This is a genomic window from Novosphingobium sp. G106 (genome assembly GCF_019075875.1).
Classification (GTDB): domain Bacteria; phylum Pseudomonadota; class Alphaproteobacteria; order Sphingomonadales; family Sphingomonadaceae; genus Novosphingobium.
Genome location: NZ_JAHOOZ010000003.1, coordinates 15241 through 37692 on the forward strand (window position 1 = coordinate 15241; position 22452 = coordinate 37692).

A 22452-nucleotide genomic window follows, 5' to 3' on the forward strand; every position below is an offset into this window, starting at 1 on the left:
TCGACTGATTCACTGCTTCCATGCTCATGGCAGCGGACCTTCCCAACGACGTCGAAGCGCTCCGTGCGATGGTGCTCGAACAGGCCCGCGAGCTCGATGCCCTGAAGGATTTCCAAGCCGAGGTCGAACGCCTGAAGGCGATCATCGACGCACTGCAACGCCACCGTTTCGGCCGCCGGTCCGAACAGCTTGATCCCGATCAGTTCGAACTGGCTCTGGAGGAAGTCGAGACGGCATTGGCCGAGGCTGAGCATGCCTTGGATAAGGCGCGCCGGATGCCGGCCGATCGGCCGCGCAAGACCAACCGGGGTTCGTTGCCGGCTCATCTCGAGCGGGTCGAGCAGATCGTCGATGTCGATGACAAGGCTTGCCCTTGCTGCGGCGGTGCCCTCCACCAGATTGGCGAAGACGTGGCCGAGCGCCTCGACGTCGTGCCAACCACCTTCCGTGTGCTGGCGACGCGCCGCCCCGCTATGGTTGTCGCTCTTGCGAGAGCGCGGTCGTGCAGGCTCCCGCGCCGGCGCGGATCATCGAAGGCGGCATTCCGACCGAAGCCCTGATCGCGCAGGTGCTTGTCGCCAAGTACGCCGATCACCTGCCATTGTACCGGCAGGCACAGATCTACGCCCGCCAAGGCATCCAGCTCGATCGCTCGACACTGGCCGACTGGGTTGGCCGGGCTGCCTGGTATCTACGCCCGTTGCGCGATCATGTGCTGGAACGGCTTCGACGATCGGATCGGCTCTTCGCCGACGAGATCACCGCACCAGTGCTCGATCCTGGGCGCGGGCGGACCAAAACTGGCCAGATATGGGCCTATGCGCGCGATGATCGGCCATGGGGCGGTGATGACCCGCCGATGATCGCCTACGTCTATGCCGCCGATCGGAAGAGCGAACGGGCGGAGGCTCATCTTTGCGATTTTGCCGGCATCCTGCAGGTCGATGGCTATGGCGGTTACGCCGCGCTCGCGAAGCGTCGGCAGCAGGTGCGCCTAGCCTTCTGCTGGGCGCATGTGCGCCGGAAGTTTTACGAACTCGCCGATACCTCGCCGGTCGCAACGGAGGTGCTGCGCCGTGTTGCCTCGCTCTACGCCATTGAGGAAGAGGTCCGGGGATTGCCGGCCGAAGAGCGCCGTGCCGTTCGGCACGATCGCAGCCGCATCATCGTCGATGACCTTCGCCAGTATCTCGAAGCCCGGCACCGGCAGATCAGCGCCAAAGCGAAGCTCGGCGAGGCGATCCGCTACGCACTTACCCGCTGGGACGGCCTGTCACGCTTCCTCGACGATGGCCGCCTCGACCTCGACAGCAACACTGTCGAACGGAGCATCAGGCCATTGGCCCTCAATCGGAAGAATGCCCTGTTCGCTGGCTCTGACGAAGGCGGCGACAACTGGGCGGTGATCGCAACCCTCATCGAGAACTGCAAGATCTCCGGTCTCAACCCTCACGCCTGGCTGACCGGGGTACTCACCAAGCTGGCCGGGGGGACATCCTGCCAATGCCGTCGGCGAACTCATGCCTTGGACCGCCGTGGTCTGAGAACATCGGTTACTAACAATCAACAGTCTGAGTTCGAGAGCCGCGTCGACGTCGAAGTTCGATCCGGGAATGCAGACCGAAGCACTGGCGCGCGCCTAAAATCCGATTATGCACTATTTAGTGCAGCTCGAGAGCCAGTATGCTGCTTCGCCGTTCAGGAGCGGGCGGACTTGGCCGATCGCTACACCGCCTTGACGCAAGTGCTCGCGGACCGCGGCTATGGCAGCGGAGCGACGACAGCAGCGACTGCGACTGCGGACGTCGCGTCCGGCCGCGCGGAGTTCAACAGCCGGGTGGACGCGGCTTTGGCGGCGCGTCGCATCACACGCACTCAAGGAACACGCCTGAAGGCCGATTATGCGGCTGCAGTTCAGCTCGAATCAAGGCACTTGCGCGATGGCGCAATCACTGCAGCCGAGCGAGATGACCTCGACGCCCGCCTAGACGCACTTGATGCCAAGCTTGGTGATAGCGGCTCACCAGGCGCGAACTTAACGCCACGAGCACGGCTCGATGCCATTGCACGTACGCTTCCTGCCAGCGGCCTCACTCGCGGGGCAAACGCCCAGATTCTGTGGAGCTGGGTGACTTGACGCGCCTCGCGGATGCCTATGCCCGAACTAACACCTCCATCGAGGAGCAAGCGTATCTGAATCGCCGAGTGGAAGACGTCGAGACGCGCGTGCGGCAACGTCCATGAAGGCGGTCTGTCGGTGTGCCGTTTGATAAGTCCATTTGATTAGGATGCGGCCACGCCACCAGTCAGCGGTTACTTAACGTCGGACAACGGCCAATTCAGCATCACGTTCAGTGAGCTATGTCAGCTTACCCTTGCAACATCATGAACGAAGGGAATGGACGTGGCTACTTCAAAAACGATCGTATTCGCGAGCCTGCTCGGGGTGAGTGCCGCCGCCTCCCCTACCGTCGGCGGCATTTGCACGCGATCATTGGGGGCACCGCTACTCGGAAGAATACTACCAGGATGGCGATTGGCGGGATCATCGGGGCTATCGCGACAGCTATGAGGATCCTCACTACTATCGCGAGCGTCCGCGTTATGTGAACCGTCCGCGCTATCGCTGCCGCTCCGGCGGCACGACCGGGGCGATCGTCGGTGGCGCCCTGGGCGCGCTGCTTGGCCGCGGTGTCGACCGCAGTGGTGATCGGGCCGTCGGCACCATTCTCGGAGCCGGTGGCGGGGCGCTTATCGGACGCGAAATTGAGCGCAATAGACATTGCTAATCAAGGTCTTGTCCGTTCCATGAAAATGGTCAGCTGAGCAACGGCCCGGCTGATGTTCGGGGGGCGTCGACGGGCAAAGGAACACTATTCTTCCCAAATGGATCTGGGACAAGTTGTATGCCTGTCGACTTTAGTCCGCGAGCATCAAAAACTGACACGAAACCGGATGTTGCCTTTGCCCGATGGGGAAGCGGCTACGGCCATAGATACGGCCACAGACTAGAGCGCACGTTTGGGCGAATAGAACGGGAAATCATCACAGCGGCTGACCGGGGTGAAATTACCTCCAAGGAAGAGTGCAGGCTCCTTCACCAGCTTGCCGAAATTGATTGTCTGTACGACGGCCTTCGCTCGAAAGCCCTCGGCTACCCTGAACGCAGGGCTATCATACAGCGTCTCCGTCTCATCCGCTCAGATTTACCAGGACAGGACACGTAAAGGCCGCTGCCGGGATTAATCCGTCCAAGGGGCAATAAGTTAAGTTTGGGTTCAGCGGGATTTTGGCCTGTTAACAGCTTAGCTTCGACTCAGCTCATGAGAAGCCCAGTTCGGAGCGGGAGATGAATCATGCTTACCACAATCAGGAAGTTTGCGCTTGCTTTGGCACTGACCGCTACCACACTGGCCGTCGCCTCTCCGGCCTCGGCGCACGATCGCTATTATCGTCATCATCACGGCAACGACGGTGCAGCGATTGCCATCGGTGCGGGGATAATCGGTCTGGCTGTTGGCGCAGCCATCGCGTCCAACAATGACCGTCGCTATGACGAGAGATATTATTACTACGATAGCGGTTATTATTATCCTCGCCATCGGAGATATTATTACCGCCGACATTACAACCAATATTACTATGAAGGATACCCGGTATATCGCGATTACAACGGATATGACAATTATTACCAGTATCGCTATAAGAATGATGACGACGATGATGATTGACCCCCAGCGCCCTCGAAAATCTGCAAGTGCGGTGATTTCGGCGGGTGCCCGACTCATAGAAGTTAAATGATATCCTTCGAGGGTGTCGGTCAGTGACTGTGCCATCGATGGCCACAATTCGTATTGTTCCGTGTATCGCCGAAGAATGCGAGGTCGCAACATGTCGGGACAGCTGTTAACCTGTAGCCTGCGCGCGTCGGCCTGCGCAAAACCCCCTGCAGGAGGAGTACATCCGCTCCCGCAGCTTCAGCCTCGGCGGCAATCGCTGGGACACCAAGGGCATTAAAAAGGGCGGCCATGGCCGACCTGGTCGAAGTTCGATTCTCATTGATGATTCCTCCTGTCGGCGCTACCGCTACTGATACTGCGAACGAGTCGCAGCGCTGGAGCTGGCAATCAGTGCGCTTCCCGATGCGTCTGACTTCGGTCAGCCTGCCGAGCCCCAAATCCCCGGTCTATCAAGTGCGCCTCCGGCGTCCCGGGGAGTGGCGAATCTGGTCTGGCAGCAGCTTTGTAATGCTCGAAGCGGGAAGCGGCAGGATCCTTTCCACCTACGATGCGGCAAACGGGCCTTTGGCCAACAGGATACTGGACAGCGCCTTTCCTGTGCACAGCGGGGAGGCCGCCGGGCTTCCCGGACGCATACTGGTAGCTCTCGCAGGCCTGTCTCTGCCCCTCCTCTATGCCACTGGACTCTGGGCTTGGCTTCGCCGGCGTCGCATCAACAAATCGATCAAGGCCTGCGAGGCATCTAATCCGATCAACACTGGATTTGCGGCTTAGGATTGTTCGATTGTCAGGTGGGCAATCTCGTGAACATCGGTTATCCTTGGCGCGAAAGAGGAACGTAGGTTCGGGATGCGGCTCGGTCTTGCCGAGTAAGAGCAGCGCCAGCGCCGGAGTGATCGTTACAGCAACTGCCAGCGAGGCGAGCACCGCGAGCAGGAACGACAGCGCAAGCGGCGCGAAGAAAGCGCCCTGCAAGCCGGTAAGGAAAAGGATCGGGGCGATCGTCAGGGCGAGCAGGTAGGTCGCATAGACGACCGGCGCGCGCACTTCGACCGTAGCGTCAGAAATGATCCCCCGACGTCCAGCCGGCGATGCCCCGCGCAGGCGGCGGACGATGTTCTCTACGCCGACCACCGCGTCATCGACCACCACGCCGAGCGCAACGGTTAGGCCGCCCAGAGTCATGGTGTTGATCGTCTGGTCCATCGCATAGAGCACAATCAGCGCGGCGAGCAGCGACAGCGGGATCGAAACGAAGGCGATCAGCGCGACCCTTAGGTTGCGCAGAAAGGCGAACAGTACCAGCCCGATCATGGCCGCGCCAATCAGGAGATCGATCGACATTCCGTGGAGCGCGGTCTCAATGAAGTTCGCCGGGCGGTGCAACGCCGGGTAGACCCGAATGCCCTGTGCCGCGAACACGGGTTTCATGTCGGCAAGGGTTGCCTCGACCGCGCGGGTCGCTTCGAGCGTGTTGGCGCCGTATTGGCTCGACAGAGAAACGAGGACGCCGGGCCGCCCCATCACAAGCGCATCGCCGAACTGCGGTCCGGCGGCGAGTGTTACGTCGGCAAGGTCGCGCAAAGCGATCGAACCGCCGCTGCCGGCCGGGATCAGCGCGGAGCCCAGCGTTGACGCGTCGATCATGCCGTTTGTCGGGCGAACGAGAATGCGCTGATTGGCTGTCTCAGTGAAGCCGCCGCCGCGTACCGCGGTCAGCGCAGCGATGGCGTTGGAGACTTCAGCAAGTGAGACTTGGCGGGCAGCAAGCTCGGCCGGACGAAGTCGCACCTCGAAGCGCGATCCCGCCGAACCATAGACTGTGGCCCCGGCGACGCCTCGTGTCGCCAGAAGGCGCGGGCGCACGGTCCAGTCGGCGAATGCGCGCAACTGACGTGGATCGAGTTTGTCGCTGACCAAGCCGATCTTGATGAGGTCCATGGTCGAGGAGGTGAGGGGCGAAAGCCTTGGCGCTGCCACCCCTGTGGGTAGCGAGCCGGTCGTGCCTGCCAGCGCCTACCCGCTGATGGAACTCAACGTCCTCGGGGTGCGGTTCCCCCTCCTGCACCATCCCATCGCCGAAGAACCGGCGAGCAAGGTCAACCACATCGCCATGTCCAGTTCGCTGGGTCCGACGTGCTGAGGGTCGGTGTGTGGTGCAAGGGTGGCTGGGCCGATTCAAAAGCGTCGCCCCTTCGCTGAACCGCCGATAGCCTGGTACTCGTTGGAGGCCCCGGCCCATGTCTAAGCGACCGCCCGAAGACATCGACCCCCAGCGTGAGGACGTAGCTGCCCGGCCGCGCCGTCGTCGGAATCGGGCCAGGCCAGAGCCAAGTGCTTCGCTGCGAGCCGACAAGCCAAAGGCGCTCGCCCAGGCTCTGAAGCGTCCTTCCGCCCCGGCGATTATGTTCGAGCGCGAGGGTGAAGGCTACATCGCCACGGCCCCGCACAACGACAACGACCTATGGGACCTGCAAATCGCGAGGGCATTCGGTACGCGGTCACAGTCCGTGATGCGAGCGTTTCTGATCCAGCTCGAAGCGTTGTGCACCAGGGCATGGGACGATCAGGACCGGGCCTGGAAGACCAACGAAAGCGAGTTCACCGCGATCCTGTCGATGGTCAACGATCTTCAGCCCCGGAATACCGCGGAGGCGGGCTTGGCCGCGCAAATCGTGCTTATCCACCTGATGGTGATGAGGCTGGGCAAGCAGGCACTCAACAGCGGCGGGATGATCATGGAGCGGGACGCGGCGCTGACCGGGAAGCTCGCCCGAACCTACGCCATGCTTATGGAGACCTACCAGGGTCTTCGCGGCAAGCGGCGCACCAGCAAGCAGAACATCACCGTGCGCCATGAAAAGCACGTCCATCATCATCAACACGTCCACCTGAAAGGGGGTACCTCCGAAAATGAACGCCAGCCCCATGAGCCTACAGCCGCCGCAGTTGGCGAGCGCGCGCAGATGCAAGGCGACGAACCGCGCGGGCAAGTCCTGCGGTTGCCCGGCAGCAAAAGGAAAGTCGGTTTGTAGATCCCATGGAGCCGGCGGCGGTGGTCCGCTCGGTCCTGCCAACGGCGCCTGGAAGCATGGAGGTCGGTCGAATGACGCGATTGCCCTGCGCCGTGCCGCCTCCCGACTGTTGAAGGAACTGGCCGATGCTTGATCCCTCGGACTATCCGCCCGGCCCGAACGGTATGGCCCAGCTATGCGAAGACCGGATTGCAGAGCTTGAAGCGAAGCGGGCCGCGGCGAAGACGCGCGCCGAGCGCAAACCGATCAACCGGCAGCTTCACACGGTCAGGCAGCTACTCCGGTTCGCGGTGTCGCGGGCAGGCTATCGAGCGCCCACGAGCTGACAGGAATTATGCGAGGCGCGCTGAATCCTCGACAACCTGGGCTTTCACTATAAGCCCGAGCGCGGACCAAATTGGCTTGAAGCGATCACCGTGCGGACCAACGGGCTCGCACACCTCGGCCGTTTCACAGAGACCGAGCGTCCTCAAAACATTCAGCGTACCTAACTGGCAGCGATCCGACAAAAGCGCCCGGCGCTGTGCTGGGGTAAGGCGACCTACTATCCCCTCGACGTGAGCGGTATTCATGAATGGCGCCCTGAAGATTGATCCAAGTTAACGATCATGCCCGAAAAAGAAGGTCCCCGCTTCAGCGGAGGCAAAGTGCAGGGCCTCAATCGCATCGCACGCGGTTAAGGTGACTGGACCGTAACACACGGGTTTGCCGGGCAATCGTTGGGAATGCGCAATCCGAAATAGATGTGGCCATGCGTCTAGGCTCCGGATCGGTATTCGGCGTCCCGCCACGACTCCGCATGGAAGGAACCGACTCCGCGTAGTGCAGTTAGACAGGGGTAAGCCGAACAATGGAGCGGCGACAAGGCTTACGCTAATCTAACAGCGCGCGAGGATTGAACCCAATGGCAGCCGAAAGCGCTTCAGAATGTCTGGCTCGTGCGGGAGCAGAGCGAGCCCTTGCCGAAGCTGCAACCCTTCAAAGGGTGCGTGAACAGCACTTGCGATCTGCCGAGAGGTGGGACGACCTGGCCTCGGAGTTTAGGGTTCGAGCTGAGGCCCAAGCGCTGATTAGGGAAGGAGATGCGGAGCGGAGAAGTGTGGTGGCAGCCGAACGGGGCAAAAAGGGGGGCAGTCAACGCATGGTAACAATGACGGCGGAAGAGCGTTCTGAAGCTGCTCGCAGGGGTGCCGAAGAACGATGGCGCAAGGACTGCTAGTCCAACTTTGCCGTTCTGCTGCCGCATCAATCAGCCAGCAACGCTGCCTCTCTACGATCTCACTTAAGCGGCGGATTGAAATAAGGCGTCAGCCACATGGTCGCTGCTCACCGGTCGACGCTTCATGTCCACGTATCGCTCTAGGTTGTGTGGACTCTTAGGATTCCCATTTTTGGCAAAGTCTGATTCAAGGCTGTCTTTTGGAGGCGGCTTTGGGTGTGATGGACCGATTGGTGTTGAGCGATGCGGCGTGGGAGCGGATGGCTCCTTTGATCATCGGACGCCCTGATCAGAAGGGCTCGACCGGCCGGGACAACCGCATGTTCGTCGAGGCAGTTCTCTGGATCGTGCGGACGGGTTCGCCCTGGCGCGACCTTCCTGAGGTGTTCGGAGACTGGAACAGCGTGTTCCGGCGCTTCAGCCGATGGAGCGCGAAGGGTGTCTGGTGGCGGATATTCGAGGCGATGTCCGATGATCCGGACTTCGAGTATCTGATCGTAGATTCCACCGTGGTTCGCGCTCACCAACATGCAGCGGGGGCCAAAAAAGGGGGTCTGAAGATCAAGCCATCGGCCGTTCCCGCGGCGGCTTGAGCACCAAGATCCACCTTGCGGTTCGCGGTCTGGGCTGCCCAGTACGGTTTGCTCTTACCGCCGGTCATCGCGGCGATGTGCCGCAAGCCGCACCGCTGATCGGAGGGCTCCCCGCCAAGGTCGTCATGGCCGATACCGCCTACGATGCCGACCACTTCCGTCAGGCCATCGCGGCAAAGGGCGCTGTCGCTGTCATACCCAGTAACCCGTCGCGCGCCCGCAAGCATCCACTCGACAAGCATCTCTACGCGCAACGCCATCTCGTCGAATGCTGCTTCAGCAAGCTCAAGCAGTTCCGTCGGGTCGCCACTCGCTTCGAGAAAACCGCTCGAAACTATCGCGCCGTCGTCACCCTCGCCGCAATCGTCCTATGGCTCAGATAAGTGTCCACACAACCTAGCCTGCGAGACAACGTTGACCGGCCGATTTTGAGCCGGCGGGCAACCTCGCTCGCATTGCCTTCGTAGCGACGCATTGCATACTCGATAATGTCGGCCTCGATCTCGCGGAACGTTCGAATTTCACCGTCCGTTCCAAAAATCGAGATAGTTACAACCTCGGTCACCGTCATCGCGCGTCCCTTTTTTCGCGCGCCAAAACCGTCCGGTGGGCTAAAAGTTCCCAGCAGTTGGTGCTTGTTACAGGTGCACCTTGCTGCCTGGTTGGTTATTCCCAACATCACCAATGCTTAAGACATTTGACGGTCTATGCGCCCGTGCTGTCGTAATGATCCAGGCCCCCAAGCCGTTGACCAGATTGGGGCGGCGGCACACATCGATCCATGGGGATAAGTGAGAGACGTTCCGCAGCGCCGTGCCGCGAAGTTCATTGCGAACGGTTCTCGTTCGACCGGATCACCGCCAGGAGTTGCTTCCTAAGGCTCGGGCTAGCGAGGTGACCAAGGACAGCGCTGTAGCCCTCTCGTATCATCACACGCTCGATTTCTTTGACGTTTCGGAATTTGCCGCTCTTCGCCAACTCGAAAGCGCGGGCGACCGGGTGATGAGTTTTCATGGTTCGAGGGTCGGTGCGATCTTGACGAAGCTCCGCCGAAGCTTGGAGCAGCAGGTTCCTACAAAGCTAATGGCCAGGGTTTCCCCACCGCCGGCCAAGCACTCCCGATTTGCCCCTGGGAACGCTGTAGGCATGACGGCGCGCGGTCGTGGCATCCTCAGTTGGGAAACCGTGTTAACCTTGAAAAAGCCCCCGGCCGGCAGGGTCGGGGGCAAGGTGGAGGGTCGGTCAACCCTCGTGTCGCATGCCGCGTCAGGGGGTGAGCGGCGGCACATTGGTAAAACGCACTCGACCCCAAAGTGTATCCGGCGCGCAAAAGAAACCCCCGCCGAAGCGGGGGCAGGTGCGTAAGGCCTAGGCAGGTCGCATGCCCATGATATTCCAAACCTACGCCTTCCCCGCGGAAGCGCCTAATTGCCGTTTGCCAAGCTGACTGAACGAAACTCAGAAGCCAAAGAGGCCGCTTGCATGGACAAGCGGCCTCTAAGGTTAATCGAACAGCCGATGAGCGTTTCGGCCAGTCAGAGGAAGAACGGTGCTTGCTTCCGAGGTTTAAGCCTTGGCGCTACAAGCGTCCTTGCTGCCAGGGTGAAGCGGCAGCAGGGCGCTCGGGCGGTGGGAGTGTCCATACCAACGCGCCATGCCTTCGCTTGTCGGGAGTCAGCAAGCTAAGGTAGTTCAATAACGCTGGCCTGATCGGACGTTCCCTCCGGACAAAAAAATACCCCCGCCGAGGCGAGGGTAGAGGTTTTGGCATGTCGGAAAAGTGAATGCCGGCGATATTGCCGACAAGTTTGAGACGCCGCTACGGTCAGAAATACTCACCCTTACCAACGGCATATTTGTTCTGCCGTGAGGAGAAGCCCAGCGCGTCGATATGGGCGATGAGGCGCTCGATCAGGTCTTCTTGCTCGGCGCGGGTGAGCCAGCGGGTGGCCTGACCCAACAGGTTGGTGGGGAGCGCGTAAGTGCCCCCTATGTTGCGGACTTGGTTGCCCATGGTCACCGCCTCCGCTTGTCGAGGGCGTCGAGCAGCGAGGTTGCGATAGTGTCGCGGGTCATGGACTCTATCGCGCGAAGTTGATGAAGCACCTCTTCTTGTTGCGCCAGCGGTGCGGTGCGCAGCATCGTAACCACCAACATAAACGCCAGTTTGGCACCTGAATGGCGCTCAGCCTTGGCACGGACGCTGGCGAAGCGCAGGACGTTACCCGGGCGGTCACCATCGTCGAGAGCATCAAGCGCCCACTCGCCCATCGACTTGTAGCTACCGCGCTGACGCTTGCGGCCCTTTGCACGTGCGTCGGGGAATTGGAGAACGGCACCCATCAGCGTGCCTCCCCGAGTACGTGGCGCATGTCCGCGACGGTCTGCGCAATAGCTTGGTCTGACCACGATCCGGTCTGAGCGTCCGCGCTCGCCAGAAGATATTCGAGCTTCCAGAGAAGCGCCGGCAGGGTCGGCGCTGGTATCTCCATCAACGCCCAACGCGTTTCGTGCTCTCGGTCTCCCAGCTTGTCGGCCTTGTCGTCGGCCTCGCCATAGCCCAGCCGATCCCGGATCGCGTCGAGTTGGGCTTGCCGCTCGTCCGCCGCCTGCACCAGCAGCCTGTCGAGCCGGAAGCGCTCTTGGACATCGGGGATATCATCGAGCCTGCAACGCCCTTCGGCCACGTCGGCCAGCCTCCTGCGCGAGCGGGTGACCTGCCACTGATCGTGCGTGGCAAGCTCGATTGGCCCGGAATATCCGACCACAACGTGCGGCAAGGCTTCGGTCTGTCGCGAGTATTCCTCCAGCAGTTTCAGGAAGCCGGGCGTGAACGCGTCGCTGGCTTCCTTTGGCTTCAAGGTGCACGCGCATGGCGGCATCCCAGTCCGCGTTATTAGCGGCTTCGATTGCAAAAGCCGGCATGGTTGCCAGCATGGCGATTGCGGGGGTGGCCATGAGCAATGCTCGCCTGTTCAGCTCAGTTATTGCCGCCTCCCGCGTTTGCGATGGTTGTACGCAGGTGACGAAACAGCGCCGTCTTTTCGTTGGCGGTCAGGCTGGTGATCATCATCTGACCCAGCGCCAGTTCGGCGTCGGTCTGATTGCCGATGATGAGGGCCAAGCCGAGGCTGTTATCGCCGACGTCGTAGCCACCGCCGAGGGCGGCGAAGTCCGTAAGCCAGGCTTGGGCGTCGAAGGCGTGCACGATCGGCACGCCCATGTTAGTGGCGTTCATAGTCGTTTCCTTGTTGCTGCAAGGTTGCGATTAGGCTCGGCTTCCCGTTGCTGCGGGTTGTCGGGCCGTCTCGTTACGTAACGGAGCATCATGCTACCGTCAATAGCGTTACGTAACGGATTGCACTTTGAGCCGATGTGCGTTACGTCACGCTCATGTCTCCTATGAGCAATGCTGAGCGCCAGAAGCTCCACCGACAGCGCCTTCGCGAACGCGCTTCACTCGATAACGTCAGCTCTCAGGTTCGGGCCGTGGTCGAGCGTGCGATTGAGGCCATGTGGACCTATCTCCGCAGACCTGACGATGAGGGCCGGACTGATGGGTCTCTCGATGGCATGAGCAGCATTGAAGACTTGCGGGCTTCCATGGCGGACGGCACGGGCTTGCCCGACTGGTGTCGCGATCTAATCAAATGCCCTGAGGACATGACCCCGGATGAGGCGAAGGCGATTGCTGCGGTCGTCGAGATAGCCAACGAAATAGAGCTGACCGCTTACCGGACTAAGCCAAAGGTACGCCGCCGCTAGGCTCGCTACTTCCCAGAACGCCCGGTCACTTTGTGGACCTCGCGCTTGAGAGGGGGGCAAGTCCATATCGCGCACGGCCACCATGATCGAACCTGAGGCGACAGCAAGGAAGTAGGGCAGCACGAGAAGACCGGCGAACCAGTAGGCGCGCTTCGTCGGCTCACTGATCAAGCCGACGCTGAACAGACCGTAGAGCGCAAGCGCTCCGACCAGAAAAGCGGGAAGGAACATCGGCGCGAAGATCAGGAGCAGGTTAAGGCCGGCCCGCCACGTGCGCAGGGTATCCTTGAGCCATTGCATTCGGCGATAATGCGACGAAACGCGGCTTGCGTCTAGCTAGTCAGCACAACGGCGATGAACAGCCCAAGCCCGAGGATGCCGTAACCCGCTCGGCGCGCGATTTGCTCGGGCTCGGTTTCCATCGCCGCATAGGCGGCGAGGCCTACCCCGAAGCCCGCGACAGCCATCTTCGCTAGCTCGATCACGCTCACTTGATCTCCTCGCCGCCGCCGATGGTACGGAAGCGCCCTTTCGCTTACGCTGGCCATTTAGGCTGCTGTAGGCCGATTTTGCCGAATGAGAGGCACAAAGTGTCAACCCCCGATCAATATTCGTACGGAACCCTAGTAGGCTGGACCACACAGGATCTCGGTTCGAAAGTGGTGATACGCCTGCAAAGCGTAACCACGCCGACGCCTCACTCTGAATCGGATGTCCATTCGGCCTACTTCATGATGGACAAGAACCAGGCGGTCCAACTTGGCCACTGTCTCTACGAGCTGGCCGGGCAACGAGCACCGGCGACACGGAAGCGGTTTTGGCTGCGGCGGCTTTTCGGGAATTAGCATCGGTTGGCAAAGGCTGCCTTGCAGTGTGGTCTTTCTTTGTTCTAAAATAGGGCATGCCGTCTGAGTCGCCCCCCGGCCGTTGTCGCCTCTGCACTTCGAACGATCTCGCGGCCCTGGCAGAGGAGCTTGCTGAGCGGATGTGGGAGAGGCAGCGGGATCAGGAGATCGATCCCGCCTGGAAGGATGTCAGCGCCTACTGGCATCAGGCAATGATGCAGTTCGCAGAAGCCACGATCAAAATGCTCGGCCATGGATGACGCCCTCGCCGTGCTTCGGGCCGCGGTTGCACGCAGCCACGAGGGGCTGCAGACCGGTGCCGACGTTCGCTTGGCACTTCGCGCGCTGCGGTTCGTTGGAATACCCGCAGAAGCGATCAGCTATTTCTGGAGGTCATGCCAAGCCGAGAACGAGATCGGGCGTTCGCAGAGCATGAATGCCGCGCTCAACCGGGTCGGGCTCCACAGGCACGGCAAGGTGGCGCCTCGCGATCTGCCTGAGAGGAAGTAGGACATGGCCGGCGATAATGAGGTGCCGATCGAGCTGTTTGAAGGGATTCCCGAGGACGCGGACCCGATGACGAAGCTGTACATGCGTGCTCAGACGGTAATCCAGGCGGCGTTCTATTCCTTAGGGGATCGCGAAATCTCGCCCGGTGAGATCACGATTGAAAACGCCGAACTGGAGACGATCCTCGCCACCGCCCTTGCCATCTTGATAGCAGCCGACCCCAGCGCAAAGTCCAAGCGCGATCTGCGCTTGCGGATCGAAGCGCATGCGAAGCACATGACCGGGTTAGCGGCGGCATTGAAGGATGCGAACGATAAGCAGGTGTTGGATGTCCTCGACATCCTGCGTCTGCGTCGATCCAAATCCAACTGAGGTGCAACGATTATCGTAATCGCAAGTAGGCCGCCGATAACAGGATTTGCCAATCGGGTGAAACTCGACCAAGGCCTGATCTCCGACCCCTCCAAGGTTGGCTACAAGGAAGGGCGTTCCGGGCTTCATCCGGGGCGCCCTTTTCGTTTGGGCCGGGCGCTGCCGCCCGAAGGTTTGGGTTTTGCACGGACGGCAGCCGGCGGCGCCCATAGCAGGTGCGACGCATTTGTCATCAGATCTCGTAGATCGCGACGGCGGAGCGATGAGGCCACGCCGCCCCTTCATCAGCCGATCAGGCTCAATAAGCCAAAAACGATACTGCTGCCTGGCGTCGCCGCATAGCGGCTCCCACCATGCCGATGCCGGCGATCAGCATCGCCCAGGTTGCCGATCCGGAACGGGGCTAGGAATGCCTACGCTTCCCGTCGAGAAAACATTTGTGCCAGCTTCAAACGGAGTATTTTTTACGGTCAATGTCGAGAAGCCGTCGAAGTTCACCTTTCCGTAGATGGAGCGAGCGGAAAGACCGGTGAAATCAAGGGCAGGATAGGGCGATGCCGGGGGAGCCGGCGTGGTTTGGAAATTAGGCCCTGTGTAGGTGAACACGAGATTCACGATGTTGGGATCATCGGTGAAACTCGGATCAAGGATGAGACCGTTCGACGTGAACGCTGTAGTTGCGGAGATATTCGGCGAAGTCGCTGCAATCGAGCCATCGACGTAACCGGCGAAATCGTAAACGACCAGCATCGAGCCGGACTTCACGCCCTCAGTTGGCGAGAGGGAGCCACCATAACTAAATCGAAACTCCGAGTCGACCGGCGTCACGCCCTCCAAAAATACGGTAGTCGCATGTGCCGTCGCGCTGCTCATAGCGAGGCATGTGATGGCGGCGGTCAAAGCTTCTTTTCATGGCGGAAACCCCTTCCACAAGTTGATCAAAGCCCCATTGCCTGATCATTGTCGCAACTTGAGCCAGTCGCGGCGGTTCCCTCATAAATCTCCCAAATATGAATTAAGCCTGTGCCATTTCGAGAAGGCGATTGGCCTCCCTTTTAAAATATTGATATGGTGTCCAAAATTTGCAGAATGAACGGGCAAGGATGCCGATTGTGTTTTTCCAATCTTGGTTAACCTTTCTGTAGGCGCACTGTCGGAGAAATCTACGAAAGAGCCGTCGGCGATCAGAGCGCGTGGATACCCGAGCCCCAGGCTGAGATGTCATCTCGACTAAAATCGCCGCCACGATTGAAGATTGTCCAGAGGCCATTGTCGCCCAAACGAACCGAAAATGCATAGGCATCATCGGCCAGCACATCCGCTTCCTTGCATTCCAGCCGGCTGACCAACTGGAACACTGCCGCCGCATCACAAGCCTTAAATTCCGCGGATCGTGACGGCTCGGTCGGCAATATCTTGTAGCTTGGCATGACTACTGCTCCGCCGTTTGAGTGAGCAATTTGTTGCAACCCTATCGGCGAGGCTTCCCCTCGGAAGCCTCGCCCAACAAGCGTAATCCTCGAACTAACAGCAATCTAATCGATTCTTTTCAGACGCACGCAAGTGAGCCTTTTCAACCACTTGCGAAGGCCCGAAGTTTAGAAGCAGAAATTCATTTCGACTCGCGTGGAACACGACTCGGCGCAGATGAGTCCGAGAAGCGATGCTGTACGATCGCATCCTCAACCCCTCGCGGGCCAAGTACCGGCGCGATCCCGGCAATCTTTTCGTGCCTCCGCTTTTGCCGACGCTCGTCACCGAGCCGCCCGAGGGCGAGGAGTGGGAGCAAATATGATGGCTATCGCACGCTAATTGTCTTGGATCATGGCAAGGCCCGCGCGTTCACCGGCAATGGGCACCAGTGGACTGACCGCTATGCCCCTGTCGTCGGCGCCGCGCTGCGGCTGCGCTGCAAGACCGCGTCGATCGATGGCGAGATCATCGTGCAGGACGAGCACGGACGCTCCGACTTCGCCGGCCTCCGTTCTGCCATCGAGGGCGAGCCGCATCGCCTAGTCTTCATGGCGTTCGATCTGATCGAACTGGACGGCGAGGATCTGAGATCCGAGCCCCTACGCCTGCGCCGGCTGAAGCTGCACCGCCTCGTTGGCAATCATGATCCCGGCACACCGATCCAGTTCTCAGAGAGCCAGCAGGGTTTCGGACGCGATCTGCTCGCCGCGGCCTGCGCGATGGGCCTTGAGGGCATCGTAAGCAAGCGGCTCGACAGCCGCTATCGCAGCTGCCGGCAGACGAGCTGGCTCAAGATCAAATGCTATGACGAAGACGACTATGTTGTCATCGGTGCCGAGCATGAGCCGGGAAAGCTGGCGCTCGCCCTCCTGGCGCGCGAGGTCGATGGCGGCTTGGAATATGCGGGCAGCGCTTTCGTGACTCTGGGAGGCGATGAGCGTGACAAGTTCTGGACCAGCATAGATCTGCACCCCCGGACGAAGCCCGCTGTGGCGATGGAGAAGCGGAAACAAGCACGCTGGGTCGATCCGGTGATGCGGGTCCGCGTGCAGCATCTGAAAGGAGCGGGGAAACTGCGGCACGCAACCATAAGGGAGATACTGCCATGACCGCGCATTCGAACATCGCCAGCCCCGAGCACGAACTCGAGGAAGCGCTTCGCGGCCTTTGCCACCACCTGACCCTGATGCAGCTCCGGGCATCCTACTATCTGCCCGATGGGAACGCAGAGACGTTTATAGACGACATCCTTGGAATGCTCGACGGGCCGGATTACCGAAAGGTTCAGGCCGCGGCCCGAAAGCTGTTGAATGAGCCGCAGCAGCGGATCGCTTTGTCGAGGACGCGCACACGAGATCTGACTCGTAGATGAGGTTGCCATTCTCTGGGATGCTCCCATTTTTGACGGGACGACGCAGAAAGGCGCCTCTGCGAGAAGATGGCATTGTCGAGCGGGCATTCGAGCTGGCGAGAATGGGTCCCTGCAACAGCGTTCAGGATAGCACTCGCCAGCTCAAACAGGAAGGCTACGCAGGCATAACCGAGCATCTGGCGAGTCCTGCGCTTCGAAGGCAATTATGGGCGCTGATCCATGATTGTGGATCGGCGTGCAAAAAAGGCCCCCGTTATGGGGGTGATCGGCATCTAAAAGGGACCCCCATCTCGATGGTTTAGGTGCGTCGGCTTGGTTGTAGCCAGGCGGCGGGATCGGGATGTTGATTTTGGAGACGGTAGTAAGGATCCGGCGCGAGCACGCCGACGGTAAATCGATCAAGGCGATCGCGCGTGACCTGCGGGTGTCGCGCAAGGTGATAAGGAAGGCGATCCGCGCCCCGGAAGCGGGATTTGCCTATCGGCGGTCGGTGCAGCCGCTTCCCCGGATCGGCCCGTTCCAGGAGCGCCTGGATACTCTGCTGACGGAGAACGAGGCACGACCCCGGCGCGAGCGGTTGCGGATGACGCGGATCCACGACCTGCTGCTGCGCGAGGGGTTCGACGGTTCCTACGATGCCGTGAGGCGCTATGCGAAGCGCTGGCTGGACGATCGGCGCAAGGATGCCGGCGACGGCGCGGCGGCGTTTATCCCGCTGATGTTCCGGCCGGGCGAAGCATACCAGTTCGACTGGAGCCACGAGGATGTGGAGATCGCCGGCAAGCCGATGCGTGTGAAGGTCGCGCATATGCGGCTTTGCGCATCGCGGGCGGTGTTCGTGCGGGCCTATCCCCGCGAGACGCAGGAGATGGTGTTCGACGCCCACGCGCGGGCGTTCGCCTTCTTCGGCGGCGTGCCGACGCGGGGCATCTACGACAACATGAAGACCGCGGTCACGACGGTGTTCACGGGCAAGGAGCGGGTCTTCAACCGCCGGTTCCTGATCATGGCCGACCACTACATGATCGAGCCCACCGCCTGCTCGCCAGCGGCGGGTTGGGAGAAGGGCCAGGTCGAGCACCAGGTGCAGACGATGCGCGGCCGGTTCTTCCAGCCCCGATTACGCTTTGCGAGCCTGGAGGAACTGAACGGGTGGCTTGAGGCCGAGTGCCGCCGCTGGGCGGCGCTGCATCCCCATCCCGATCAGCGCGAGCTGACGATCGCCGAGGCATGGGACGCCGAGCGCCCGGCGCTCCAGGCGATGCTGGCGCCGTTCGACGGCTTCCACGAGACGCCGCACGCGGTAACCGGCACCTGCCTGATCAGCTTCGACCGCAATCGCTACTCGGTCATGGCCAAGGCGGCCCGGCGTGCGGTGCAGGTTCGCGCCTATGCCGACCGGATCGTGGTCCGCCTCGACGACGAGGTGGTCGCCGAGCATCCCCGCTTCTTCGGCCGCGATCGGATGATCCTCGATCCCTGGCACTACCTGCCGGTGCTGGCCAAGAAGCCGGGCGCCTTAAGGAACGGGGCACCGTTCCAGGACTGGGATCTCCCGCCAGCACTGGCCCGGCTCAGGCGCAAGCTGGGAACGGGCGATGAAGCCGACCGCCGGTTCGTGCGCGTGCTCTCTGCCGTGCTCACCGACGGGCTCGAAGCGGTCGAGGCCGCGATCCGCGAGGCGCTCGCCGCCGGCGCTGCCAGCGACGATGTGATCCTCAACATCCTGGCACGACGGCGCGAGCCGCCCCGACCACTGACCATCGCGACGTCCGAAGCGTTGGCGCTCAGCCACCCGCCGACCGCGGACTGTGCTCGATACGACCTGCTGCGAGGCGCCCGTGCAGCGGCATGAGATGATCGCCGCGATGAGCGGCCTGGGCCTCAAGGGCATGGCCAGCGCCTTCGACGAGGCGGTCACCACGGGCATGCAGCGCAAGCGCACCGCCATGGAGATCCTCACCGACCTGCTGCGCGCTGAGGCTGCTCACCGCCAGGCGGCATCGATCCGCTATCGCATGACTGCGGCCCGGCTGCCGACGGTGAAGGACATCGATGCGTTCGTGTTCGAAGGCACACCGATCAACGAGCAGCTGGTACGCTCGCTGCATGCCGGCTCGTTCCTGCCCGGACAGCGCAACATCGTCCTGGTCGGCGGCACCGGGACCGGGAAGACCCACCTCGCGGTTGCGATCACTGCCAGCGTCGTGCGTGCCGGCGCCCGCGGCCGCTACTTCAACACCGTGGATCTGGTGAACCGGCTCGAGGAGGAGAGCCGCCTCGGCAAGGCAGGCGCGCTTGCGGCCCAGCTCTCGCGCCTTGACCTCGTCGTGCTCGATGAGCTCGGCTACCTGCCGTTCGCCCGCTCGGGCGGCCAGCTGCTGTTCCACCTCGTCAGCAAGCTCTACGAGCGCACCTCGGTGATCATCACGACGAACCTGGCGTTCGGGGAATGGCCGACCGTGTTCGGCGATCCCAAGATGACGGCCGCGCTGCTCGACCGCATCACGCATCACTGCGACATCGTCGAGACCGGCAACGACAGCTGGCGCCTCAGAAACCGGAGCTAAAACCCTCCCCCCCGGACCCCCCACCCGGCGGTTGACCCGGTGGGTCCACAGGAACCTCCCACGGCCGTCACCGCCAGCGCTTTAGGAGGCGCGCGGCGACGGCCGCGGGTCCCTCCTATGGACTACCGGGACAACCGCCCTGCAAACCGCAAAGGGGGGGCCCTTTTGCACGCCGATATGGGGTCCCGGTTCAACGCCTATTTACACCATGATCGCCGCCGCGGGGCATAACATATCGTTCAATCGCACGAGGAGCGCGTCTCGAAGCATCTACGCTGCGGGCGAACAGCTTCCCCTCCGATCAATACCCGCAGCTCTGCCGTTCATGGGACCTGCCGCCGGACCGGTAATGGAAACGAGCGCAGAGCCGCTTTCGGTAAACTGCTATGACCGGAAAGTTGGGGGATCCTGAAAGTCCGTTTTGAGCCGCGGAATGAGCAAATACGTACGCGATTATGTCCTCCAACGGACAACTTTACCGCTGAAAAGCGAGAGCATGAGCGCCGCCAATCCGAGGCCGAGCCACATCAGATCGAATAGGAGATAGTCGGCTTCACGCGCACGGTCTGGGCTGCCCGGTAAATAGAAGAGCTGTTCAACATCCCCAGGCCGGTGCACGCCAGGTCCGCGAAATGAGGTAAGGTGATATGCCTGCCTGTCCACGGAATAGGACAATATTCCCATATCGTTGCGCGGCCCAATGTCGTCGGAATGAATTTCAAATCTGCCGATGACTTTTATGCCGTCTCGTCTGTAGAGATAATCCTCAGACAGGCCCGAATAGGCAGCGAAGAATGCTCCAGCGCTCCAAACTGCCATAAATATCCTGAAGGTGATTAAGCGGTCGCTCATGCGCGATTTTGCAGCAGGTAATGGCATCCTTGAACCATGAAAGCGCACCGATGGTGGCGTTGTTCCTCAGCGCGTCGGGCCGGCGATCAGGGGCACGAAGATGGGGTAGCTGCCGCTCGGTCCGGCTGTGAACGGATGAGCGACAACCGCCGCAGATTTAGCACAAGACTAACCCTTGTCACCTCCGAACTGGAGAGCTGGTGCTCAGGGCCGTGAGGCGGTAGGCTTGTCGCCGAGATAGAGCGCAGCACAGGCGAAGCAGCCGAATGTCAGCGCGAGGACCAGCGCATATTCGGCGACCATAGCGCCGCGGGTATCACTCACGAAGCGCGGGAACATCGCAGTCAGCATAGAATCGGTCCGATGCTATGAAAACGGTTCGGCGAACCTACCGTTCCACTGCGTAACGCGCTGGCAAGCCCGATTGCGACAAGCAGTGTCAGCTCAAAGACCGCCATCACGGCTCGCCCCGGCGCCTGGGATGCTTTCGAATACCGATGAGAAGCTCGCTGACCTTCGCACGGTATTCCACATCACCCGGCGCGCCGACATCCCGCGCGATCCACTCGAAGCACGCACCCCTTCTTAGTGCGAAGTGAGGGGTCAACAACTGGCCTTCAAATATTTAGCGGCAGTTCCTCACACAGACCGCGCCAGGACCAGCCGTCATCAAGCCGCTCACGCTAATAGTTGCGCCAGAGGTCGTGCGGTATGCCGACGCTCCTGAGCCGGCAAGCGGATCGGCAGCTACACGTGCCGTCGATATGGAACGCGCAGAGCGCGCCTGCACGATCCGTGAGTTGGATTGAACCCTTTGGGTGTTACCGCTGCCTGCCGATGAAACCGCGCGACCGGCTGCGTTGAAGCTGTTCGCGATTGCTGATCCAAGAGACCCATTGGCGCCCGCCTGATTGGACCCTCCAAGGATTATGGCGGATTCCGAAGCATCCTGAGCGTTAGCTGTTGGCGCTGCACCTATCAGCGAAAGACAGATAGCCGGGGCCATGATGATAGTACGCTTACCCATCGAGGCGTCCCTTCCAGTCGAGGCATTGAGAGGATCGCATTCCGCCACCACTAGCACCAAAGGGCGTCCGGAAGCCCCTTGGTTATTGCCAATTCATGTTCTCGGGCCAAACCATACTGTACCCTAAGCACGATCGCCTTCGCAGACATCGCCGTCAGCATCGGGCACGGAGACTACGTCCAGCACGCGGTTGAAAGCTTCCAGCAGTTCGGCGCGGTCGTTGATCGGCCAGTCGATGTTGGCCCGGTCCATCGCCTGATAGACGGTTTCTTCATCTGCGCCCCGGAGCTTTCCAATGAGGTCGTCAGGCATCAGTCGGGCCTTTTCTGGTACCCATAATCGTCGATTGCCGCCTCAACCATGTTGGTCCACGTCTCGGCATTGCCGGCATTCGCCATCACGATGTCCGGTTCGCGGAGCGTCTTTAGCACAGCCACCGCATCATCAATGTAATCGCGCCATTCCGCGTCGACCTCATCTGACGCCGACGGTTCATATCCATCGGCGTTGATGCTGAGCCGCTGGGCTGCAAGTACGCGAGCGACCCGCTGAGTTGGGAGACAGGCACAGCCTAACCCTTCAGCATCTGAGCGGCGGCATCCAATGCCTCGCGGCTGTTGCCCACTCGATCGATCAGCTCCTGCGCTTGCTGGATCGAAAGGCCATGCTTTTCGGCGAAATGGCGGACTTCGTACTCTTCGCCGCCTGCGACGAATTTCCGGTCCTGTCCCTGCTTGGCTTTGTCGTCTGCCATAGGTGATCTCCTTTATTGGCTGAACCCGCGGTCGGGCGCACGGTTCCTCCAGAACGGATCAGTTTCCCCTACTGCTTGTCGTGTTTCTACAAGTCGCACGAATTAGCTGAAATTAGGAAACCCCCTGCGACCCGAAGGCTCAATCGAGCCATCATCCTATTGGCGGCCCATTCAGGTGGGCCGCCATTTTTTTCTTGGTCGGATTCATTTCGACTCAGCTGGAACACGACTCGGCGCAAATGAGTCCCAACTAACGATGCTTCATGAGCCGATAATACCGCGAGCGCGACGAAGGCAGAGTCCGGCATTCATCGCACCGCTGCTG

Annotated in this window: 30 protein-coding genes and 2 pseudogenes; 16 read left to right on the forward strand and 16 right to left on the reverse strand. The window is 60.9% G+C overall.

The window, feature by feature from the left end:
• Positions 1-20: 20 nt before the first annotated feature.
• From KRR38_RS32055 to KRR38_RS38010, 5 genes and pseudogenes are all read left to right on the forward strand, one after another.
• Positions 21-1544 (forward strand): annotated as a pseudogene (locus KRR38_RS32055) (IS66 family transposase).
• A 170-nt stretch (positions 1545-1714) separates the two neighbouring features.
• Positions 1715-2137, forward strand: coding sequence for a hypothetical protein (locus KRR38_RS32060; protein WP_217407876.1), 423 nt, complete (start codon positions 1715-1717; stop codon positions 2135-2137).
• 313 nt (positions 2138-2450) lie between these two features.
• A complete protein-coding gene (locus tag KRR38_RS37575) occupies positions 2451-2789 on the forward strand; it encodes a glycine zipper 2TM domain-containing protein (protein WP_217407877.1) in 339 nt (112 codons plus the stop codon).
• A gap of 567 nt (positions 2790-3356) precedes the next feature.
• A complete protein-coding gene (locus KRR38_RS32070; RefSeq protein WP_217407878.1) occupies positions 3357-3731 on the forward strand; it encodes a hypothetical protein in 375 nt (124 codons plus the stop codon).
• A 330-nt stretch (positions 3732-4061) separates the two neighbouring features.
• Entirely contained in the window at positions 4062-4514 is a 453-nt protein-coding gene (locus KRR38_RS38010; RefSeq protein ID WP_375293495.1) for a PepSY domain-containing protein, read from the forward strand.
• Positions 4515-4628: 114 nt separating this feature from the next.
• Here the strand turns inward: KRR38_RS38010 and KRR38_RS32080 are convergent.
• Positions 4629-5720 (reverse strand): annotated as a pseudogene (locus tag KRR38_RS32080) (efflux RND transporter permease subunit); the annotation flags it as partial.
• Here KRR38_RS32080 and KRR38_RS32085 point away from each other — a divergent pair.
• From KRR38_RS32085 to KRR38_RS32100, 4 genes are all read left to right on the forward strand, one after another.
• Positions 5671-5883, forward strand: coding sequence for a hypothetical protein (locus tag KRR38_RS32085; RefSeq protein ID WP_217407880.1), 213 nt, complete (start codon positions 5671-5673; stop codon positions 5881-5883). The pseudogene KRR38_RS32080 and the gene KRR38_RS32085 sit on opposite strands and share 50 nt — an antisense overlap.
• Before the next feature lie 262 nt (positions 5884-6145).
• On the forward strand, positions 6146-6775 hold the full coding sequence (locus KRR38_RS32090; protein ID WP_217407881.1) for a hypothetical protein: 630 nt from the start codon (positions 6146-6148) through the stop codon (positions 6773-6775).
• A 125-nt stretch (positions 6776-6900) separates the two neighbouring features.
• Entirely contained in the window at positions 6901-7101 is a 201-nt protein-coding gene (locus KRR38_RS32095) for a hypothetical protein (RefSeq protein ID WP_217407882.1), read from the forward strand.
• 1105 nt (positions 7102-8206) lie between these two features.
• Positions 8207-8970 (forward strand): IS5 family transposase gene (locus tag KRR38_RS32100; protein WP_217407883.1). Its coding sequence is split into 2 segments (ribosomal slippage): positions 8207-8542 and positions 8545-8970, totalling 762 coding nucleotides; the frame shifts between segments, so codons are not numbered across the junction.
• Here the strand turns inward: KRR38_RS32100 and KRR38_RS38015 are convergent.
• The 7 genes from KRR38_RS38015 to KRR38_RS32135 form a co-directional block, all read right to left on the reverse strand.
• Positions 8922-9266, reverse strand: coding sequence for a helix-turn-helix domain-containing protein (locus tag KRR38_RS38015; protein WP_217407884.1), 345 nt, complete (start codon positions 9264-9266; stop codon positions 8922-8924). The genes KRR38_RS32100 and KRR38_RS38015 overlap by 49 nt on opposite strands.
• A gap of 1146 nt (positions 9267-10412) precedes the next feature.
• Positions 10413-10601, reverse strand: a complete 189-nt coding sequence (locus tag KRR38_RS32110; RefSeq protein WP_217407885.1) for a hypothetical protein — start codon at positions 10599-10601, stop codon at positions 10413-10415.
• Positions 10602-10603: 2 nt separating this feature from the next.
• Positions 10604-10930 (reverse strand): hypothetical protein, encoded by a 327-nt coding sequence (locus tag KRR38_RS32115; protein ID WP_217407886.1) that lies wholly within the window; start codon positions 10928-10930, stop codon positions 10604-10606.
• Positions 10930-11448 (reverse strand): hypothetical protein, encoded by a 519-nt coding sequence (locus tag KRR38_RS32120; protein WP_217407887.1) that lies wholly within the window; start codon positions 11446-11448, stop codon positions 10930-10932. Before KRR38_RS32120 ends, KRR38_RS32115 begins: the two co-directional genes overlap by 1 nt.
• Before the next feature lie 119 nt (positions 11449-11567).
• Positions 11568-11825: a hypothetical protein gene (locus tag KRR38_RS32125; protein WP_217407888.1), complete on the reverse strand. Its 258-nt coding sequence runs from the start codon at positions 11823-11825 to the stop codon at positions 11568-11570.
• A gap of 404 nt (positions 11826-12229) precedes the next feature.
• Positions 12230-12652: a hypothetical protein gene (locus KRR38_RS32130; RefSeq protein ID WP_217407889.1), complete on the reverse strand. Its 423-nt coding sequence runs from the start codon at positions 12650-12652 to the stop codon at positions 12230-12232.
• Positions 12653-12684: 32 nt separating this feature from the next.
• On the reverse strand, positions 12685-12843 hold the full coding sequence (locus tag KRR38_RS32135) for a hypothetical protein (protein ID WP_217407890.1): 159 nt from the start codon (positions 12841-12843) through the stop codon (positions 12685-12687).
• A gap of 606 nt (positions 12844-13449) precedes the next feature.
• Here KRR38_RS32135 and KRR38_RS32140 point away from each other — a divergent pair.
• Both KRR38_RS32140 and KRR38_RS32145 read left to right on the forward strand, forming a co-directional pair.
• Positions 13450-13707 (forward strand): hypothetical protein, encoded by a 258-nt coding sequence (locus tag KRR38_RS32140; RefSeq protein ID WP_217407891.1) that lies wholly within the window; start codon positions 13450-13452, stop codon positions 13705-13707.
• Positions 13708-13710: 3 nt separating this feature from the next.
• The gene (locus KRR38_RS32145) at positions 13711-14079 is read left to right on the forward strand and encodes a hypothetical protein (RefSeq protein WP_217407892.1); all 369 of its coding nucleotides are present in this window, start codon (positions 13711-13713) and stop codon (positions 14077-14079) included.
• A 298-nt stretch (positions 14080-14377) separates the two neighbouring features.
• Here KRR38_RS32145 and KRR38_RS38020 read toward each other — a convergent pair whose 3' ends face one another.
• From KRR38_RS38020 to KRR38_RS32160, 3 genes are all read right to left on the reverse strand, one after another.
• Positions 14378-14455, reverse strand: a complete 78-nt coding sequence (locus tag KRR38_RS38020; RefSeq protein WP_217408110.1) for a hypothetical protein — start codon at positions 14453-14455, stop codon at positions 14378-14380.
• Positions 14449-14979 carry a hypothetical protein gene (locus KRR38_RS32155; protein WP_217407893.1) on the reverse strand — a complete coding sequence of 177 codons (531 nt, stop codon included), beginning with the start codon at positions 14977-14979 and terminating at the stop codon, positions 14449-14451. Before KRR38_RS32155 ends, KRR38_RS38020 begins: the two co-directional genes overlap by 7 nt.
• Before the next feature lie 284 nt (positions 14980-15263).
• Positions 15264-15509: a hypothetical protein gene (locus KRR38_RS32160; RefSeq protein ID WP_217407894.1), complete on the reverse strand. Its 246-nt coding sequence runs from the start codon at positions 15507-15509 to the stop codon at positions 15264-15266.
• Positions 15510-15742: 233 nt separating this feature from the next.
• Here KRR38_RS32160 and KRR38_RS37160 point away from each other — a divergent pair, with 233 nt between their 5' ends.
• From KRR38_RS37160 to istB, 5 genes are all read left to right on the forward strand, one after another.
• Entirely contained in the window at positions 15743-15874 is a 132-nt protein-coding gene (locus tag KRR38_RS37160; RefSeq protein ID WP_256449652.1) for a hypothetical protein, read from the forward strand.
• A gap of 22 nt (positions 15875-15896) precedes the next feature.
• A complete protein-coding gene (locus tag KRR38_RS32165) occupies positions 15897-16661 on the forward strand; it encodes a hypothetical protein (RefSeq protein ID WP_217407895.1) in 765 nt (254 codons plus the stop codon).
• Positions 16658-16924 carry a hypothetical protein gene (locus KRR38_RS32170; RefSeq protein ID WP_217407896.1) on the forward strand — a complete coding sequence of 89 codons (267 nt, stop codon included), beginning with the start codon at positions 16658-16660 and terminating at the stop codon, positions 16922-16924. The genes KRR38_RS32165 and KRR38_RS32170 overlap by 4 nt, the downstream gene beginning before the upstream one ends.
• A gap of 340 nt (positions 16925-17264) precedes the next feature.
• Positions 17265-18779 (forward strand): IS21 family transposase, encoded by a 1515-nt coding sequence (gene istA, locus KRR38_RS32175; protein ID WP_217406814.1) that lies wholly within the window; start codon positions 17265-17267, stop codon positions 18777-18779.
• On the forward strand, positions 18766-19494 hold the full coding sequence (gene istB / locus KRR38_RS32180; protein WP_217407897.1) for an IS21-like element helper ATPase IstB: 729 nt from the start codon (positions 18766-18768) through the stop codon (positions 19492-19494). The genes istA and istB overlap by 14 nt, the downstream gene beginning before the upstream one ends.
• A 453-nt stretch (positions 19495-19947) precedes the next feature.
• Here the strand turns inward: istB and KRR38_RS32185 are convergent, their stop codons facing one another.
• From KRR38_RS32185 to KRR38_RS32205, 5 genes are all read right to left on the reverse strand, one after another.
• Positions 19948-20346, reverse strand: a complete 399-nt coding sequence (locus KRR38_RS32185) for a hypothetical protein (RefSeq protein ID WP_217407898.1) — start codon at positions 20344-20346, stop codon at positions 19948-19950.
• A gap of 204 nt (positions 20347-20550) precedes the next feature.
• Positions 20551-20697: a hypothetical protein gene (locus KRR38_RS32190; protein WP_217407899.1), complete on the reverse strand. Its 147-nt coding sequence runs from the start codon at positions 20695-20697 to the stop codon at positions 20551-20553.
• Positions 20698-21496: 799 nt separating this feature from the next.
• Positions 21497-21685: a hypothetical protein gene (locus KRR38_RS32195; RefSeq protein WP_217407900.1), complete on the reverse strand. Its 189-nt coding sequence runs from the start codon at positions 21683-21685 to the stop codon at positions 21497-21499.
• Positions 21685-21810 carry a hypothetical protein gene (locus KRR38_RS37165; protein ID WP_256449653.1) on the reverse strand — a complete coding sequence of 42 codons (126 nt, stop codon included), beginning with the start codon at positions 21808-21810 and terminating at the stop codon, positions 21685-21687. Before KRR38_RS37165 ends, KRR38_RS32195 begins: the two co-directional genes overlap by 1 nt.
• Positions 21811-21944: 134 nt before the next feature.
• A complete protein-coding gene (locus tag KRR38_RS32205; RefSeq protein WP_217407901.1) occupies positions 21945-22127 on the reverse strand; it encodes a DUF3606 domain-containing protein in 183 nt (60 codons plus the stop codon).
• Positions 22128-22452 lie beyond the last annotated feature (325 nt).